Source organism: Nonomuraea glycinis (assembly GCF_014646515.1).
GTDB lineage: Bacteria > Actinomycetota > Actinomycetes > Streptosporangiales > Streptosporangiaceae > Nonomuraea > Nonomuraea glycinis.
This window is the reverse complement of the sequence record NZ_BMNK01000002.1, coordinates 680,312-697,686: the sequence shown is the minus strand read 5'-3', so window position 1 is coordinate 697,686 and position 17,375 is coordinate 680,312. Positions and strand designations below refer to the sequence as shown.

Genomic DNA, 17,375 nt, shown 5'->3' with positions numbered 1-17,375 from the left:
TTCGCGATGGTATGCAGGCGATCGCGATGGAATAGTCAGGGACGCACTGGGCAATACCTTTCGGCATTCGGCTGCTTGGGGGTTTGCAATGGTCTCTGCTCGACGACTGCTCGGCCGGCTCGCGTACGGCGCCCGCTACAACCGGGTGCCCTGGGGACAGCGGGTCTACGTCCGGCCGGGCGAACGGACGCTCCGCGAGGCCCAGTGGCGATGGCGGCTACGCCGCTCCCCCGTCCTGTCCCTGGAGGAGTATCAGGCGAACGTGCCGCTCGGCGAGATCGAGGAGTTCCTGAGCTGCACGCTGTGCGGGGAGACCAGCCAGCAGCCGCTGTTCCAGCCGACCGGCGGCGGCAAGTGGCGCTACCGGGTCGTCCGCTGCCCGTCCTGCGGCTTCCTCTACCGCAATCCGAACGTGCGCCCCGAGCGGCTCGGCGACCTGTACGCCACCGGCTACAGCAAGTTTCTGACCGGCAAGTACGCCGCCAACCGGCAGCGCCGCTACAACCTCACCATGCAGGCGTTCTCCCCCATTCTCGACCACGGGGAGGGGCGGCGGCTGCTCGACTTCGGCTGCGGCGCCGGGCTGTTCCTTGAGCTGGCCGAGCAGCGCGGCTTCGACGCCTGCGGGGTGGACCTGTCCCCCGACTCGGTCGCGCAGGCCAACGAGAGGCTGACCAAGGCGCGGGCCTTCCACGGCGCGCCCCATGACGTGCCGGAGATCGCGGCGGGCGGCTTCGACGTCATCACCCTCTGGTCGGTGCTGGCGCACCTGCCCCGGCCGCTCGACGACTTCACGATGTTCCGCGAACTGCTGGCGCCCGGCGGGGTGCTGCTCATCCTGACGGTGAACGCGCGCTCACTGCTGCTCAAGGCGTACGGGTCGGAGTGGAGCGGCTTCACCAAGAACCACCTGATGTTCTACTCCTCGGAGACGCTGCCGAGGCTGCTGCGCCGTACCGGCTTCGCGGGGGTCGGTTACGTCCCGAGCTACGGCGACACCATCGAGGCGGGCACCACCCGCCTGCCCGACTCGCTGCGGGAGCGGCTGCGGCGCACGGTCGAGGCGACCGACGGCGGCAACATGATGCGCGCGATGGCCTTCGCCGACGATGAGGCGATCATCCGCTGGGGCGACCGTCTGGACATCGACCGCCTGCGCGACGCGAGCGTCAGCAAGCCGCCCCTCGACCTCACCGGCTCCGCGGGCCTGTGATTTTCCCCGGCGAAAGGCAGAAGGAGGTAGCTGCGGAGAAATAGTTGAAAGGTCTACGGTTAGCAGCATGGCTGCTACCCCAGAAACGGTGCACTGGCGGGGCGTACACCACCTTGCCCTCATCACTCCGGACATGGACGCCACCGTCCGGTTCTGGCACGGCGTGCTCGACGCCCGCCTGGTCACCACCCTCGCCATTCCCTCCTTCAGGCACTACTTCTTCGAGGTGGGCGCCGGCAACACCGTCGCCTTCTTCGAGTACACCGACCAGGAGCTCGACAGCTTCGCCAAGCCCGCCGGCGTGCCGTACGCCAAGGCCGCGCAGTTCGACCACCTGTCGCTGCACCTGCCCGACGAGGACGCCCTGGTACGCCTGCGCGACCGGCTCAAGGAGCACGGCTGCGAGGTCACCGACGTCATCGACCACGGCTACCTGCGGTCGATCTACTTCAGCGACCCCAACGGCATCGCGATGGAAGCCTCCTGGTGGACCATCGACCCGACGGGCAGACCGGTCGACTACACCGACGAACGCCTGTTCGCCGACCCCGACCCGGTCCCCGCCGTCCGCGAACTCCGCGACAACGGCCGGCTGACCCACACGGTCAGCACCCGCCTGGTCGACGGCATCATCGAGGATCTCCGCCGGGAGGGCATCACCCTGGACCCGTCCTAGTGCAGACGGGCCAGCCAGCGCCCGTGCGCGGTCCAGCAGTCGACTTCCGCGAACCCGCCGGCCAGCCCGATCCGCTGGATGTCACTCGCCGAAACGGTCGCCCAGCCGAACCAGTCCCCCGCACGTGGCCCCCGCCGTAACCGGAGCCGGTCCACCCGGCTTCGGGTTCCGGGCGGCGCGACCTCGGCGAGGATCGTGCCACCCGGCCGGAGGAGCTGCCTGACCCTGTGCAGCAGCGCTTCGGGGTTGCCACCGATGCCGATGTTGCCGTCGGCGAGCAGCGCCGTCGCCCAGCGGCCGCTGCCGGGTACGTCCTCGAAGACGTCCCGGAGCAGGGCGAACCCTCCGGCGAGGCGGGTCAGGGCGACGGCGCGCGGGGTGATGTCGATGCCGAGTGAGCGGATTCCGCGCCGGGTCAACGCCGCCGTGAGACGTCCAGGACCGGAGCCGACGTCCAGCGTGGGGCTGGCGCAGCGGCTCAGCAGCTCCTCGTCCCCGTCGATCGGTTCGAACCAGCGTGCGGTCTCCAGCATGACCCGGGTACCGTCCACGTACTCGATCTCGGCGGACTCCCCCGCGAGGGCGTCGGCGTAGATTTCCCCGATCATCGGCCCAGCTCGCGCAGCGTGGCGGCGAAACAGGACGCGGGCGCCGCGGCGGCCACGGCGACGGCGTCCGCCGCGGTGTCGACGTCGATCAGCTCGGGCAGGTGGTGTACGGCCAGCCCGGCGCGTTCGAGCCGGTCGAGCTGGAGCTTGCCGGTCTCCGGATGCGACATGGGAACCCCCAGGAGCAGCGCCGGGTCCGGTCGCCGCAGGCCGAGCAGCCAGAAGCCGCCGTCGGCGGCCGGACCGTACACCGCGTCGTGCCGCTCCAGCGCCTGCCCGGCCTCGCGCAGCAGCGCGGGGGTGACCTGCGGGGTGTCCATGCCGATCAGTACGACGGGATCCGGCCGCAGCCGGAGGGCGTCGGCGAAGGCCGCCGCCAGGCGCTCGTCCAGCCCCTCGCCGCGCTGCGGGATCACCACGAATCCCGCGGGCAGCCAGCGGCCCGGCAGCCCGTCCAGGGCGAGCACCCGCTGGGTGGCCGGGGCCGCGGCGACCGCGCGCACGCTGTCGCTGAGCGCGGCCTCGGCGAGGGCGGCGGCTTCAGCCGGGCTGTACGGCGGGGTCAGCCGGGTCTTGACCTTCCCGGGCAGCGGTTCCTTGGCGATGATCACGATCTGCGCCGGCGAGTGGTCGACAGTGTGCTGGCTCAATGGCGTAGCTCCGCTCGATGCGGCCGCCGGGCGGCCCAGCCGATCAGCACGGCCAGTGCGGCGGCGACGTAGAAGGGGGTTCCCGGGTTGCCGGGGGCGGCCGGTCCGGCGGTGTAGGCGACCGCGCCCGCCAGGGCCACGCCCAGCCATTCCCACCGTCCGTCCATGGCGGCCAGCGCGACGACCAGCAGCGCGTACCACGAGTACCCGGGGGTGAGCAGCAGCAGGAGCGAGCCGCTGACCAGCAGCGCGCCCTGCCAGGGCCGGTCGGCGTCGCCGTAGCGCAGCACGAGGAGGACGACGAGGCCGAGCAGCGCGATCGCGGCATAAGGGGCCCACGAGTCCGGCATGACCAGCCGCAGGATCGCGTAACGGTTGCCCCCGTCGGGCCCGTCGTAGCGCTCCTCCTTGAGGTAGCCCGGCAGGTATCCCACCACCGAGGCTCCCGAGGCCAGGACATAGGGCAGGTAGGACAGCGCCACCACGAGACCGGCGGGCACCACGGCGCCGAGAACGCGCCGCCACGCCACGCCGCCCGCCGGCACGCCGCCCGCCGGCACGCCGCCCGCCGGCACGCCGTTCGCCAGCACGCCGGACAGGGCGCCGGGGAGCGCTGTCACGGGCAGCAGCTTGGCCGCCACGGCCGCGCCGAGCAGCGCGCCGCGGGCGGGACCCGCGCGGACGGCGCCGAAGGCCAGCACCACGAGCAGCACGCCGAGCATGTCGACGTGCGCGTTGTTCACGGCCTCGACCGGTACCGCCGGACACCACGCCCAGTACGCCGCCCGGCGGGCGCCCGCGAGCCGGCACAACGCCACCAGCACCAGCACGGCCATCACCCAGCCGCCGAGCTGGAGGGCCTTGTGCCGCGAACCTTCTGGCGACAGCCAGTGGACCAGCAGAAAGTATCCCTGCGCGACCGGCGGATAGATCGTGGGCTCGGTGGGGCGGTTGATCCGCGTGCAGCCACCGTCGGGCAGGCCCCGCAGGTCGGGGGCGCCGCAGCCGGAGGGGAAGAGCCATTCGTCACGCAGCCCGGCCAGCGCCGGGTCCGACGGTGGATGGTCGTAGGGGGAGATGCCCGCGGCCTGCACCCGGCCGTCCCACGCGTACCGGAAGGAGTCGGTGCTGCTGCTCGGCGGGGCCGCCAGCCCGGTCGCGGCCAGGGTGACACCGCCGGCGACGACCAGCGCGCCCAGCCGCTGTTCGGGCATCCGCCGGGCCAGCCACAAGGCGGCCGCGAACAGCGCCCAGGCCAGCAGATACCAGCCCAGGCCGGGTGGCCCGGCCACCATCCTGAGCAGGACGGCCGCCAGGGCGGCGAGGACCCCGCTGACCACGAGCAAGCTTCGACTCACAGGCGGCAGCCTCGCATCCTGAAACCGCTTCGGAACCGCGGCGGCGTCCCCTGTTCGCCCTCCGTAAGAACCCTTACGAAGTGCTTACACAGCTTCGGTGCGCGCAGGTGGCGGGTTACCGTCGGCGGCGTGAGAGTGATGGTCACCGGCTCGGCCGGTTTCATCGGCGGACACGTTGCCGAGATCCTGCAAGCGGCGGGTCACGACGTCGTCGGCCTGGATCTGCGGTGCGGCGCCGACGTCCGCGACGCGGCGACCCTGGACACGCTGCTGCCGGGCGTCGATGTCGTCGTGCACCAGGCGGCCAAGGTGGGTCTCGGCGTGGACGTCTCCGATCTGCCCGACTACGCCTCGGTCAACGTGTACGGCACGGCCGTCCTGCTGGCCGCCATGGCCAGGCACGGCATCGGGCGGCTGGTGCTGGCGTCCTCGATGGTGGTCTACGGCGAGGGCCGGTACGAGTGCGCCACGCACGGCCAGGTCAGGCCCGGCCCCCGTGCCGTCGATGACCTGGAGCGCGGCCGGTTCGAACCGGCCTGCCCGCGATGTGGCGAGCCGGTGCGCAGTGCGGTGATCAAGGAGGACGCACCACCCGATCCGCGCAACGCCTACGCCACCAGCAAGCTCGCCCAGGAGCACCTGGCCGCCAACTGGTCCAGGGAGACGGGCGGGAGCGCGGCAGCGCTGCGCTATCACAACGTCTATGGGCCGCGTATGCCCCGCGACACCCCGTACGCCGGAGTGGCGGCGATCTTCCGCTCCGAACTGCGGGCGGGCCGGGCGCCGAAGGTGTTCGAAGACGGCCGGCAGCTCCGTGACTTCGTCCACGTGCGCGACGTGGCCAGGGCGAATCTCGCGGCTCTGGTGGCGCCCGGCCGGCCCGGCGAGTCGCGGGCCTGGAACATCGCCTCCGGCACCCCCCACACCGTGGGCGAGATGGCCTGCGCGCTGGCCACCGAACAGGGCGGGCCGAGCCCGCGGGTCACCGGGGATTACCGGCTGGGCGATGTCCGCCACATCGTCGCCTCGCCCGAGCGGGCCGAGACCGAGCTCGGCTTCCGCGCCGAGATCGGCTTCGATACGGGGATGAAGGAGTTCGCCCGGTCATGACGATCGACGTGATCCTGCCCTGCCTGAACGAGGAAGCCGCGCTCGGCTGGATACTCGGGCGCATGCCCGACGGCTATCGCCCCATCGTGGTCGACAACGGCTCCACCGACCACTCCGCACAGATCGCGCACGACCTCGGGGCGCAGGTGGTCCACGAACCCAGGCGCGGCTTCGGTGCCGCCTGCCATGCCGGATTGCTGGCCGCGTCCGCCGAGCTCATCTGTTTCATGGACGCCGACGCCTCGCTCGATCCCGCCCAGTTGCCCCGGGTGGCCAGTGCGGTGCTCGACGGGAGCAGCGACCTCGTACTCGGACGACGCGTGCCGCAGACCGCAGGGGCCTGGCCCCCGCACGCCCGGCTGGGTAACGCCGTCCTCGCCCGCACCTTGCGCCGGCGCACGAGCGCGCCGCTGCACGACCTCGGCCCCATGCGGGCGGCCAGGCGCTCCTCGCTGCTGGCCCTCGGCCTGACCGACCGCCGCTTCGGCTACCCCCTGGAGACGGTGCTCCGGGCCGCCGCAGCCGGCTGGCGGATCGCCGAGGTAGACGTGGACTACCTGGCCCGGACAGGACGTTCCAAAGTGACCGGCACCCTCCGTGGGACCCTGCGCGCCATCGCCGACATGCGACGAGTCATGGCCGAGATTCAGCCCAGTGGGGGCGATCAAGTGGGGAGGTGCGGGTCCGCCAGAGGGAGAGCGCAAGCCACCCGCATCCGGCGGCCATGAGCACACCGTGCGCGATTCGCCCGGCCTCGCCGACGAAGAACTGCGGGATGAACAGGGCGAAGGCGATGCCGAAGAGCACTGCGCTGAATCGAGGCAGCACACCGGAGCGCCAGATCGCGACGGCGGCGGTGAGTGCGCCGGCGCCCAGCAGGATCAGGCCGATGAGGAACGTGGTGGCCGCTACCGGGTGGTAGCGGATGCTCTCCGTGAGGTCGAGCAGGTCCAACTGCTGTCCGTCGCTCACCTTGATGGCGAGTGCGTTCAGGGCGAAGTTCTCCGCGCCGTAGTAGGGCAGGGTCAGTCCCGCGCCGATCCACATGATGACGGCGGCGGTACGGTTGATCGGCAGCAGCGCCAGCGGGACGAGGATGAACCCGATCATCGCGAAGAGGTGGGTCGCCACCCACCATGGCGAGGACAGCGCGTGCAGGGCGCCGTCGGCTGTGGACTCATCCGCCCACGGGCGAAGCGCCGGGTAGAGGAAGAACAGCACACCGGCCGCGGTCAGAGCGGCGGCAGCGAGCCGGGTGTGGGTGAGGGGCACGGCGATCTCCTAAAGCGGGGGGAGGGTGGCCAGGAACAGCCGGATCAGGCGCTCGTAGGTTTCGTCGAGGTCGTGTGGCAGACCGAAGCCACCCGCCGCCTCCAGTGACGCGAAGCCGTGGACGATGACTCTGGCGGCCCGGATCGTGTGGATCAATTCGTTCTCGTCGAGCTGCCAGGGGCGCAGCGCGGCTTGCATGACCCCGAGCATGCGGCGCCCGGAGGCGGCGTATTCCTGCTGGTGCAGCGGGTTGACGGGGACGGCCGCGTAGCGGGCGGGGTGTGCGGTCACGTAGGCGCGGTAGGCCCGCATGAGCGAGGTGATGGCGTCGGTGCCGCTGCGGCCGAGCACGGTGGCCGTGAAACTGTCCGTCATCTCCTCCATCACACGAATGCCGACCAGAGTGCGCAGGTCCGCGATGTTGCTCACGTGCTTGTAGAGCGACGGGGCCGCGACGCCGCAGTGCTCGGCGACGGCGGCGAGGGTCAGCGCTGGAAGGCCGTGCTTGTCAACGAGTTCGATGGCGGCGTCGACGACCCGGCTGGGGGTGAGCCCGGCTCTAGGCATGGTCAGTGTCCCCGTTCCCGTAGCTACGTTGCATATCTTAAAAGCTATTGGACATAGCTAAAGATGTCAATCGGTACGCGCCCGTTGACCTGGCCATCGCTGCGGATCAACAGCGGATGCGATTCGCCTGAGGGCGCTGTAAAGCTCAGCGTGGCGGCCTGCCGTGGGGGTATCTGCCCACGCCACCCAGTGACGCAGCCGCACGCCAAGGAGAGAGCATGGAGCAGTCCCACCCCATCAGATCGGCAGTGGACAAGGTCGTCGGCGCGGTCACCGGCGATGGGGGTCCGGCCGAGATTCCCGGGGTTCCGAACAGTGCGCCACCGTCCCTGGAGGAGCCGACCGAGCCCAGGGAGCCGCTGCCGCCCAAGCCCGACCAGAGCGGGCCGGACACCTTCTCGCCCACCGGGCAGCCCACCGGCGCTCCGCAGGCGAAGGTGGCGCAGGACGGCGCGTACCTGACGACCGCCCAGGGGCTGCGGCTGCGGGACACCGACCACTCGCTCAAGGCGGGCCCGCGCGGCCCGGTCCTGCTGCAGGACCACCACCTGCGCGAGAAGGTCATGCACTTCGACCACGAGCGCATCCCCGAGCGGGTCGTGCACGCGCGCGGCGCGGGGGCGCACGGCGTCTTCCGTGGTTACGGGGCCGCCTCGAACATCACCAAGGCCGCCTTTCTCGGCAAGGATGTCGAGACGCCGGTCTTCGTGCGTTTCTCCACCGTGATCGGCTCGCGCGGGTCGGCGGACACCGTACGGGACACGCGGGGGTTCGCGACCAAGTTCTACACCTCCGAGGGGGTGTTCGACCTGGTCGGCAACAACATACCGGTGTTCTTCATCCAGGACGCGATCAAGTTCCCGGACGTCATCCATGCCGCCAAGTGGCATCCGGATCGGGAGATCCCGCAGGCGCAGACCGCGCACGACACGTTCTGGGACTTCGCCGGCCTGCACACCGAGGCGACCTTCCACACGCTGTGGAACATGTCCGACCGTGGCATCCCGCGCTCCTACCGGATGATGGAGGGCTTCGGCGTCCACACCTTCCGGCTGGTGGACGCGGAGGGGGCGACCACGCTGGTGAAGTTCCACTGGAAGCCCAAGCTCGGCGTGCACTCCCTGGTCTGGGAGGAGGCGCAGCTGCTCGGCGGCGTGGATCCGGACTTCCACCGGCGCGACCTCGCCGACGCGATCGAGGCGGGCGCCCACCCGCAGTGGGAGCTGGGCATCCAGGTCTTCCCCGACACGCCGGAGCAGACGTTCGAGGGAATCGACCTGCTGGACTCGACGAAGATCGTCCCTGAGGAGCTGGCCCCGGTCCAGCGGATCGGCCTGCTCACCCTCAACGCCAACCCGGCCAACTTCTTCGCCGAGACCGAGCAGGTCGCCTTCCACGTCGGCCACCTGGTGCCCGGCATCGACGTCACCGACGACCCGCTGCTGGCCGGGCGGCTGTTCTCCTATCTCGACACCCAGATCACCCGGCTGGCGGGGCCCAACTTCGCGCAGATCCCGATCAACCGCCCGCACGCGCCGGTCAACGACATGCTGCGGGACGGGTTCCATCAGACGGCCGTGCATCGGGGTGTCGCGCCGTACCGGCCTAACTCGCTCGACGGCGGCTGCCCCTTCACCGCGGGCGCGGCCGAGGGGGCGTACGTCGAGGTGCCGCTGGAGGTGTCCGGCCGGAAGGTGCGTGAGGCGCCCGCCTCGTACGCCGACCACTTCAGCCAGGCGCGGCTGTTCTGGCTGAGCATGTCGCCGGTCGAGCGTGAGCACATCATCGCGGCCTACACCTTCGAGCTGGGCAAGTGCTACGAGCAGGCCGTCAAGGAACGCTACCTGGGAGTGCTCGCGAACATCGACTCCGTCCTGTGCCGGCAGGTCGCCGAAGGGCTCGGGCTGCCCGCGCCGGCCGCGTCCCAGCCGCTGGCGGACTCGCCGCCGAGCCCGGCGCTGTCCCAGATCGGGCAGACCTGGCCGGCCGACGGCCGGATCATCGGCATCGTCGCCGGAGACGGCGACGGCAACGGCGACGTGGCGGCGCTCGGCGCCGTGCGCCAGGCGGTGCTCGACGGCGGGCTGGTGCCGTTGATCATCGCGCCGACCGGCGGGAAGCTCGGCGGGACGCTGCCGGTGCAGCGCACCTTCGTCACCGCACGGTCCGTCGAGTTCGACGCGCTGCTGGTGGCGGGCGCCCCCGCACCCGGCAAGGACGCGTACGGAGCGCGCGACGCGAAGGCGGCCGGTGGCGCGGACGCGCCGGTCGACCCACGGGTGCTGCTGTTGATCGCGGAGGTCTACCGCCACGGCAAGCCGCTCGGCGGCTGGGGAACGGCTTCGCAGGCCTTCTCCGAGGCGGGGGTGCCCGCGCAGGCTCCGGGCGTGCTCCTCGGCGACGACGGCACGTCGGTCCTGCGGGAAACGCTCGAACTCCTGGGGACGCACCGCGTCTGGGACCGCTTCCCCGCCGCCGCCTCCCTGACCTGACCTCTGCCTGCCGTGGTGCACCGCGCGAGACGGCGGTCCGGTTCCGTCGGACCGCGCTGACCCTTGAGCCGTATCGAGGCATTTGACGCCAGGTGCAACACTTGCCACCTCCGTTCCGTCTAGACCGGGACGGAGGAGGATGCGGGAGTGCAGGAAGATCCGCTGTTCGAGCAGTACGTGGCCGAACGCGTGGACGGATTACTCCGCTACGGCTACGTACTGACAGGCAACCCCCACGACGCGGCCGACCTGGTGCAGGAGGCCCTGGTCCGGCTGCGCGGCTCGTGGTCGCGGGTGCGCCGGAAGAACGCGCTGGACGGCTACGTCCGGACGACGATGACACGCCTGCACATCAACTCCTGGCGGATGCGCAGGCGTGAGCACATCACGGCCACGCCACCCGACAGCGCCTATGAGGACGCCCCCTACGAGGGCTCCGGCCTCTGGAGGACGCTGTCCAAGCTGCCGCCCCGCCAGCGTGCCGTGCTCGTGCTGCGGTACTACGAGCAGTTGACGGACGCCGAGATCGCCGACGTCCTCGGCGTCTCTCGCGGAACGGTGCGCAGCCAGGCCTCCCGCGCCCTGGACAAGCTCCGTGGCGACCTGCCCGAAATCGTAAAGAACATGGGGTACGTCACGTGACCGACGACCTGGAGATGTCCCTGACCGCTGAGCTCGCCGCCGCGGCCCGGCACGCCCCCCGCCCCGCTGACGACCTGCTGGCGCGCATCGAGGAGGAGCACCGCAAGCGCCACCGGCACGGCGCGGTGTGGTTCGCCGCCGCCGCGTCCGTGGTCCTGTTGACCGCCGGCGCGCCGTTGGTGATCGACGCCGCAGGAGAAACGCCGGCGGCGACGCCCTCGCCCGCCGTCGCCACCACCGAGGCGCCGGTCCCGAAGGCGGACAAGACCTACCCGCCCATCGAGAAGGTCTGGCCCGGTGCCGTGCACGTCGTGCCCGCGATGCTGCCGAACGGCAGGCCTTTCACGCCGGAGGTGTTCCTCGACGACCGCACCGTGCTGGTCCGCACGGAGAAGGACGGCGACGCCGACAAGGTGGACGGCCTGTGGGCCTACGACGTCAAGGCACGGACGGCGCGGCTGCTCGTGCGGGTCACGCCGCCTCCCAAGACCGTCATCACCACGGGGTCCGTGCTGGCCGACCGCGATCGGCTGTACTGGTGGACCGTGCGCAAGCAGGAGCGCAGGCGGATCGTGGACATCTGGACCGCGCCCCGCGCCGGCGGCACGCAGAGCCGGCTGACCACCTTCGAGGGCGTGCCCGGCTACGGCGGCATCGACCTGGAGATCGTCGGCGACAAGGCGGTGTGGACGCGGTGGGGCAAAGGCGGCGTCTTCGAGATGCCGCTGTCGGGCGGCACGCCCCGGCTGCTGCCCGGCACGTCCGCGTACACGCTGATCAGCTGGCCCTGGGCCGCCACCCCGCCCTACGACCACAAGAAGTGGAAGAAGAAGCGGGTGATCTTCGGCGATCTGCTCGACATCAAGACGGGCAAGCGCAGCAAGGCCGCTGTCGAGCCGCCCGCCTTCTGCGGGATCAGCTGGTGCGTGAAGAGCGGCACCCTGGTGAGCCGCGAGGGCAGCACCCGGGACCTGCCCGGCATGACCGATGCCTCCTCCTCACCGGCGCTCGACCGCTTCCTCCTCCTGCTGCAGCGGGCCGAGGGAGGCGGGCCGCGCGGTCAGGTGCTGTACGACGTGACCACGCGCCGGGGCGCCGACCTCGGGATGCGGCCGGCCAAGAGAGGGGAGCAGTGGGGAATGCCCGTGGCGGTGCTGGACGCCCGGGCGCCCGGGCTGTTCCGGTACGACCGGGACGGCAAGCAGGTGATCGTGAATCTGAGGGCCATCCGATGATCGTCCGGAACCCGCGGTGACCCGGCAGAACGGACGGCCGAAGCGAGCACGAATGGAGAAGCGCCCGGCAGGGGGTCGTTTGTAGCGTTGCTTGCATCACCCCGAAGCACCAAGGAGACCAGGCATGAAAGCGCACGTGAGCTCGATCCTCCTCGCCGTCCAGGACATGGACAGGGCCAAGCGGTTCTACACCGAAGGGCTCGGCTGGAAGATCAAGAACGACTACGGCATCTCGGTGTTCTTCGAGTCGGACGGCGCCTCGCCCGTCGGCTTCTACGGTCGCGAGGGCCTGGCCGCCCAGGTGGGCACGAGTGCGGAGGGCAGCGGCTTCAGCGGGCTCGTCCTCACCTATGTGGTCCGCAGCGAGGCACGGGTCGACGAGATCATCGCGGAGGCCGAGAAGGCCGGCGCCACCATCCTCAAGCCCGCCGGCGCCCTGCCGTGGGGCGGGTACGGCGGCTCCTTCGCCGACCCGGACGGCTACATCTGGAGTCTCGGCTACAGCGCCCAGGGAGCGGACCAGCCCTACGCGGAGTAGGCGCCGTAAGCGTTCCTTCCTGTCAGGTCGCGCCGGCGGTGCGGGGAAGGGCGAACCAGGTGGCCTTGCCCGTCAGCTCGGGCCAGGTGAGATAGTGCCGGCGGTGGCTGCCGTGCACGCCGTTGGACAGTGCCGCCACGATGTGCAGCCCCCGGCCGCCCTCGGAGTGCAGGTCAGGAGCACGTGGGGCGGGCAGCGGCTCCCCGCTGTCCACCACCACGCACACGATCTCCTTGTGATCGACGTTCAACACCATCTCGTACGGCGCGTCCCCGTACAGGAAGGCGTTGGTCACCAGCTCGCTGACCATCAGCACGGCGTCGTCGACGATGTCGGCTGTGATTTTCAATTGGGTCAACAACGTTCGGATGGTCGTCCGGGCATGACCCACCGCCTGGACGTCGCCGTCCAACGGCCACACGTACTGCATGCGGCTCTGCGGTGCTGATCGCAGTCTGGTCATGTCGTCCCTCTCCTCAACGGGGCGGAAAGGCCCGTCTGCGAGCACTGTCCAAACGTGTACGCAAAGAGGTGGGTCTCGGGTTGAATGTCCGGGCGTCCCGTTGGAGTGATAATTCAAGCACGCGCGGATATGGGCGACCATCCACTTGGACAGGGAGACTTAGCCTTCGACGTCGGGGGTGGCCCAGGAGTCACGGAAGGCGAAACGCTTCGGCGCACTCCGGTAACGGAGGAAATTGGGCGAGGCCGTGCCCACCGCGCTGGCGTTGTGATAAAAACGGCAGCCCTCGTAAATCATCTTGCCGTGGGTCAAGGCGGACCCGGCGGCGTCGACGTCATGGAAGCCGGCCAGCGTGCAGTCCTGGTAGCGGACGATCGGCAGCCGGTTGGCGGTGGCGGCGTACCGGTGCAGGCCCCAGTTCACGGCGGCGTGGCCACCGGGGTTGGACGACTGGAGCGCGGCCATGTCGGAGCACGAGGTGAACACCACCGAGCCGTTGTTCCAGTTACAGTCGATGATCTTGTGCTGGGCGCCCTTCGGCTCGAACCGCACCCCGGTGACGTACAACCGGGTCGCGCTGATCTCGCCGTTGGCCAGCGGCATGTAGAAGTAGCGGACCGGCTTGTCGTTGCCCACCGTCGACCAGGAGCCGCCGATCACGTTGATCGACCCGCCCCGGTCGAACCGGAAGAAGTCGCCGCCGGCCACCGCGAAGTTGCAGGACAGCATGAAGTAGTTGAGGAACTGGTTCTGCAGATTGCGATCGGCGGGGCTGGAGATCCCGCAGTGCAGGAACGCGTCCTTGAACTCCGAGACGGTGTCCGTCGAGCACAGGATGAAGTGGTGCTCGCTGTTGTTGTTGGCCTTGTGGTCGCCGTCGAGCCCGATGACCCGGTCCCACTTGCCCTTCCACTCAACGTTCTCGTAGACGAAATACTGGTTCTGCCCGTGGCCGTAGTCGGGATACTGCGAGTTGTCGTCGCTGGCGTTGACCGACCAGAAGTAGGCGAAGCGGTTGTTCAGGTTGTCGGACTTGAACGCCATGTCCTGGAAGTAGGTGTAGCGCAGCCGGACCGCCGACGTGATCAGGTTGTTCTCGCGGGGGTCGTCGGTGGCGCCGAAGGTGGTGTCGAAGGTGATGGTGGTCACCCGCGCGCCGCTGCCGCGGTAGCGCAGGCCGAAGATCTGGTCGGCGTTCCCGGTGGTGGGCGACCACATCAGGGTGTCCTTCTTCGTCACCCGGTAGTTGCCCGGCGGGAAGAAGATCTCCTTCTGGACCACGCCCGCGTTCCGGCCGGCGATGGCCGCGGTGACCGCCGCCCTGATCGCGTCGGAGTCGTCGGTCCTGCCGTCGCCCTTGGCGCCGTAATCCTTCACGTCGACCCGGTAGACGGACGGGTCGACGGCGGTCGCGGCGGCGGCCGCGGCCGTGGCGGGATGGGCGCCCCAGGCCGCCAGCGCGCCCACACCTGTGGCGGCCAGCGCGCGTCGGCTGAGCTTGCTGGGCTGCTCATCCCTGTTGTTTCCGGACATGCTGACAACAGCTCCTTGCGTTGATGAACGCCCGAGGGGGCATGATCACCGCCACCGTAGAGTCCCGCGCCCCGCCGTACCATCGAAATGGGCTAATTTTTCACGCTATGTGGGTAATTGCCCGTCATGAGCCCTCAAGTGGCGGACACGATGACGATGCCCAGGCACATCTCGTCGCTGGTGCCCTCGCCCCACACGACATAGCGGGGCTCCAGCTTGCTCAGCTCCGGCAGCATCGAGCGCAGTTTGGCGTCGTGCGTGCAGGTCACCCGGACCACGTCACCCCTGTCGACGGTCACCGGCTCGGGCAGCGGCCGCAGCGCCTGGTCGTCGAAGTTGTACGTGGGCACGTCGAGCAGCGTCCGCGCCCGGTCGGTCCCCGGGTTGAGCTCGACCTTGATGGCCCGGCCGAGCAGGTGCATGTGGCCGGCCAGGGCGTGCACCTTCGCGGGACCCTCGATGGGAAAGTCGCAGTGCTGGGTCGGCCCCGGCTTCGGTGTGCCGCACTCCTGCGCGAGCACCCCCACCTGGGCCTCGGACCCCTGACCGAACCGGCGCCCGACATCCTTGACGGCGGCCTCCCGGTCGCACAGCGGACCGGACTCCTCCTTGGTGCAGGGCAGCTCCACCGGAGCCGGGAACAGCACGGTGTCCAACTCCTTCACCTTCCTGCCGGTGACCCGCAGCCGGATCCCCGACCGGTCGCTGCCCGGCTCCCCTTCCACGTTCAGCGTGTTGTAGTGCACCTGCATGACCAGCTTGCTCCCCGGCGGCATGGCGTAGCCGTACGCCGGATCGAGCAGGATCTCCTTGGTGCCCGGCGCCCAGTGCGCCACCCACGCCGCCTCCTCGATCCCGGCGTCGCCGAAGCAGGTCCACCCCTGACCGGGCGTGCTCTCGTCCCGCCGGCTCGCCTCGGCCGCCCGCTCGGGATCGAGCCTGAAGAAGATCGCGTGGTGCACGATCTCGACGTTCTGCGGCAGGAACTGAGCACCGGTCAGAAACGCCTGCTCGCTCAGCCCTGGGTCGATGACGAAGCACCGGTAGTCATCGGTACCGCCCCTGGGCGCCGACGGCGTGTACGCCTCCGCCATCGTCAGCGACATGAACCGCTCCCCGTCCCGCAACGGCGCGACCACCGGCGCACCCCCCTGCCCGCCATGCCCGCCATGCCCAGCGGACTCCGGCGGCGTAACCCCACACGCTGCGAGCAGAACGACCACGGCCAGAGCGACGGCCGTCCGGATGAGTGGCTTCATCCCTCAACTGTGACCCGCGAAACGCCGCAGGACATCCTTCCGCAGAACGTTTCCGTAGTCCTCCAGAAGGAGGCCCGTGGTCGTAGCCGGGCACGGGTTCACAGGCTGGACGGGCTGGGCGGCACGCGAACCGCCCGGCCCAGGCGGCTCATCTCCTGGAGAAGCTTGAACCCGTCATCCCGGCTGACGCACCCATCTTGGACGCCCTCAGAGATCAGATCCTGCGTGTCGCGCGTGGCGATTCCCTGACCTTTGGCGTACTCGGCTGCGTCACGATCGTCGGTGATCCAGAAGGAAGCGGAGAATTCGGGCCTGGATCGAATGACGTGGCAAGTCAACGCCTCACCGAGGTGCTTGCGAGGCTGGTCAGCAGGTCCACCGAAGGCCGCTCGGCGAATACGTTCGACGAGCAGCTGCTCTTGACTGCTCGTCACCTCGATCGGATCACCGAGCCACGCCTCCCGAGCGATGTCGGCCAAGTCGGGGTAGAAGCGAGCCGATCGTGCAGCTTCGTCGGCGATCGCGTCCGTCCACCGCCCACGACCCCGGAGGATCTCCTTCAGGAGATCCAAGCGTGAGACACACGCGAAGTTGATCAGGACGGTGTTGTCGGGGAACCAATAGACGTAGTAGCTCATGAGGACAGGGGAGATTCCTCTCGTGCCCCGTCCATGGCTTGCCGCAGATGTGCGGTGTCCACGCGGAGGAGATTGGCGAGGGGGCGCAGCGTGGTGTCTCCCTGCTGGTAAGCCTGGAATGCCGTTCGCACCAGAGGCACGGAGATCCGTGGCTGTCCGGCCGAGGCGATCCACGCCCAGTGGGACTCCAGCCGATCGGCGAGCGTAGCGGCCTGTAGTGCGGAGATGGCCCTGAATCTGGCGCACTGTTCGCTGTCGATCAGATCGAGATTGAACAGACGCCAGGCGAGGTTCACAGGTGAGACGTAGAGATCACAGGCCAGCTCAGCGAACGATCGATCCGACCAGTCCCTCTCCCGGGCCTTCTCCTTCAACACCTCGCGGGGCAGGAGGAACTCCGTGGCGAAGGCATTGGCTCGAATCTCGGAGGGGTTCTTCCTGTGCGCCGCGTCACTCAGGTTGGGATCCAGGTGCAGCCCTTGGTCGTCCCCTGCGATCAGGTGGCCGAGCTCGTGGGCGATCGTGAACCGTTGCCGTGCCGGGATGTCCGAGGTGCCGACGATCACCAGTTTGCAGGCGTCGTCACTCCAGCTCAACCCCTCGTAGCCGGCCGAAAAGCGCATGATCCGAACGTCGATGCCGAACAGGTCCTCGACCAGGGGAGCGAGGTCTCGTTTCTGCCACGGCTCGACGTTCTGGCTCTTTGCGAGCCGCAGGGCCGACTCCGCGAGCTCACGTCCCTGGTCGATGCATCTGCCTCGTGGGGGGAGGGCGGCCAACGCCACCCGCGGCTGTTCGTAGCCGAGGAAGGTCAGGTCGGCCCAGAACTGCGCCAGCCGTTCGGCTTCCGCAACGGCTTCCTGCTCGGACGTCGTGGAGCCTCGGGTCCGGGCGGCGAGCGCAGGCGCCGGCCTGTCGATGCCTAGCAGCCAGTCGACGGTGACACCGCCGACCTCAGCGATGCGGGCCAGGTCCAACGAGGTGAATCGCCGTACGCCGCTCATGGACTTGGAGAACTTGGAGGCGTCGAGACCGGCCCTGGCGGCGAACTCCGTCTGGGTGAGAGCGCTTTCGGTGATCAGCCGCTGTATTCGCTTGGTCGTCTCCCCGGGCATGGATCC

General features: G+C 69.6%; 18 protein-coding genes. 8 read left to right on the top strand and 10 right to left on the bottom strand.

The genetic code is table 11. The annotated features are described in order from the left end of the window. The first annotated feature begins 88 nt into the window (after positions 1-88). On the top strand, positions 89-1,213 hold the full coding sequence (locus tag IEY87_RS08530) for a class I SAM-dependent methyltransferase (RefSeq protein WP_189137922.1): 1,125 nt from the start codon (positions 89-91) through the stop codon (positions 1,211-1,213). Positions 1,214-1,280: 67 nt separating this feature from the next. Then, positions 1,281-1,889: a VOC family protein gene (locus IEY87_RS08525; RefSeq protein ID WP_189137921.1), complete on the top strand. Its 609-nt coding sequence runs from the start codon at positions 1,281-1,283 to the stop codon at positions 1,887-1,889. Here IEY87_RS08525 and IEY87_RS08520 read toward each other — a convergent pair. From IEY87_RS08520 to IEY87_RS08510, 3 genes are read right to left on the bottom strand one after another with little or no spacing between them, the layout of a single operon-like run. Further along, on the bottom strand, positions 1,886-2,497 hold the full coding sequence (locus tag IEY87_RS08520; RefSeq protein ID WP_189137920.1) for a class I SAM-dependent methyltransferase: 612 nt from the start codon (positions 2,495-2,497) through the stop codon (positions 1,886-1,888). The two genes, IEY87_RS08525 and IEY87_RS08520, sit on opposite strands and share 4 nt — an antisense overlap. Beyond that, entirely contained in the window at positions 2,494-3,147 is a 654-nt protein-coding gene (locus tag IEY87_RS08515; protein ID WP_189137919.1) for a TIGR04282 family arsenosugar biosynthesis glycosyltransferase, read from the bottom strand. Before IEY87_RS08515 ends, IEY87_RS08520 begins: the two co-directional genes overlap by 4 nt. Next, positions 3,144-4,505, bottom strand: coding sequence for a glycosyltransferase 87 family protein (locus IEY87_RS08510; protein ID WP_189137918.1), 1,362 nt, complete (start codon positions 4,503-4,505; stop codon positions 3,144-3,146). Before IEY87_RS08510 ends, IEY87_RS08515 begins: the two co-directional genes overlap by 4 nt. A gap of 138 nt (positions 4,506-4,643) precedes the next feature. Here IEY87_RS08510 and IEY87_RS08505 point away from each other — a divergent pair, with 138 nt between their 5' ends. Together IEY87_RS08505 and IEY87_RS08500 are read left to right on the top strand one after the other, a co-directional pair. After that, positions 4,644-5,615 (top strand): NAD-dependent epimerase/dehydratase family protein, encoded by a 972-nt coding sequence (locus IEY87_RS08505; RefSeq protein WP_189138185.1) that lies wholly within the window; start codon positions 4,644-4,646, stop codon positions 5,613-5,615. Continuing rightward, a complete protein-coding gene (locus IEY87_RS08500) occupies positions 5,612-6,343 on the top strand; it encodes a glycosyltransferase family 2 protein (protein WP_189137917.1) in 732 nt (243 codons plus the stop codon). The genes IEY87_RS08505 and IEY87_RS08500 overlap by 4 nt, the downstream gene beginning before the upstream one ends. On the opposite strand, the gene IEY87_RS08495 is transcribed toward IEY87_RS08500, so the two are convergent. Together IEY87_RS08495 and IEY87_RS08490 are read right to left on the bottom strand one after the other, a co-directional pair. Then, the gene (locus IEY87_RS08495) at positions 6,249-6,887 is read right to left on the bottom strand and encodes a hypothetical protein (protein ID WP_225277702.1); all 639 of its coding nucleotides are present in this window, start codon (positions 6,885-6,887) and stop codon (positions 6,249-6,251) included. The genes IEY87_RS08500 and IEY87_RS08495 overlap by 95 nt on opposite strands. Before the next feature lie 9 nt (positions 6,888-6,896). Further along, on the bottom strand, positions 6,897-7,454 hold the full coding sequence (locus tag IEY87_RS08490; protein WP_189137916.1) for a TetR/AcrR family transcriptional regulator: 558 nt from the start codon (positions 7,452-7,454) through the stop codon (positions 6,897-6,899). 218 nt (positions 7,455-7,672) lie between these two features. Here IEY87_RS08490 and IEY87_RS08485 point away from each other — a divergent pair, with 218 nt between their 5' ends. The 4 genes from IEY87_RS08485 to IEY87_RS08470 all read left to right on the top strand — a co-directional run bounded on the left by IEY87_RS08485 (position 7,673) and on the right by IEY87_RS08470 (position 12,361). Next, positions 7,673-9,946, top strand: a complete 2,274-nt coding sequence (locus IEY87_RS08485; protein ID WP_189137915.1) for a catalase — start codon at positions 7,673-7,675, stop codon at positions 9,944-9,946. A gap of 147 nt (positions 9,947-10,093) precedes the next feature. Further along, positions 10,094-10,588, top strand: a complete 495-nt coding sequence (locus tag IEY87_RS08480; protein WP_189137914.1) for a SigE family RNA polymerase sigma factor — start codon at positions 10,094-10,096, stop codon at positions 10,586-10,588. After that, a complete protein-coding gene (locus tag IEY87_RS08475; RefSeq protein ID WP_189137913.1) occupies positions 10,585-11,823 on the top strand; it encodes a TolB-like translocation protein in 1,239 nt (412 codons plus the stop codon). Before IEY87_RS08480 ends, IEY87_RS08475 begins: the two co-directional genes overlap by 4 nt. A 124-nt stretch (positions 11,824-11,947) precedes the next feature. Further along, entirely contained in the window at positions 11,948-12,361 is a 414-nt protein-coding gene (locus IEY87_RS08470; protein ID WP_189137912.1) for a VOC family protein, read from the top strand. 22 nt (positions 12,362-12,383) lie between these two features. Here the strand turns inward: IEY87_RS08470 and IEY87_RS08465 are convergent, their stop codons facing one another. The 5 genes from IEY87_RS08465 to IEY87_RS08445 form a co-directional block, all read right to left on the bottom strand. Continuing rightward, positions 12,384-12,824 (bottom strand): ATP-binding protein, encoded by a 441-nt coding sequence (locus IEY87_RS08465; protein ID WP_189137911.1) that lies wholly within the window; start codon positions 12,822-12,824, stop codon positions 12,384-12,386. Between the two features lie 159 nt (positions 12,825-12,983). Then, positions 12,984-14,357, bottom strand: a complete 1,374-nt coding sequence (locus tag IEY87_RS08460; protein WP_189137910.1) for a glycosyl hydrolase family 28-related protein — start codon at positions 14,355-14,357, stop codon at positions 12,984-12,986. A 134-nt stretch (positions 14,358-14,491) separates the two neighbouring features. After that, positions 14,492-15,616: a monooxygenase gene (locus IEY87_RS08455; RefSeq protein WP_189137909.1), complete on the bottom strand. Its 1,125-nt coding sequence runs from the start codon at positions 15,614-15,616 to the stop codon at positions 14,492-14,494. A 98-nt stretch (positions 15,617-15,714) separates the two neighbouring features. Next, positions 15,715-16,254, bottom strand: a complete 540-nt coding sequence (locus IEY87_RS08450) for a PIN domain-containing protein (protein WP_189137908.1) — start codon at positions 16,252-16,254, stop codon at positions 15,715-15,717. Then, a complete protein-coding gene (locus IEY87_RS08445) occupies positions 16,251-17,369 on the bottom strand; it encodes a helix-turn-helix domain-containing protein (protein WP_189137907.1) in 1,119 nt (372 codons plus the stop codon). Before IEY87_RS08445 ends, IEY87_RS08450 begins: the two co-directional genes overlap by 4 nt. Positions 17,370-17,375: the final 6 nt, after the last annotated feature.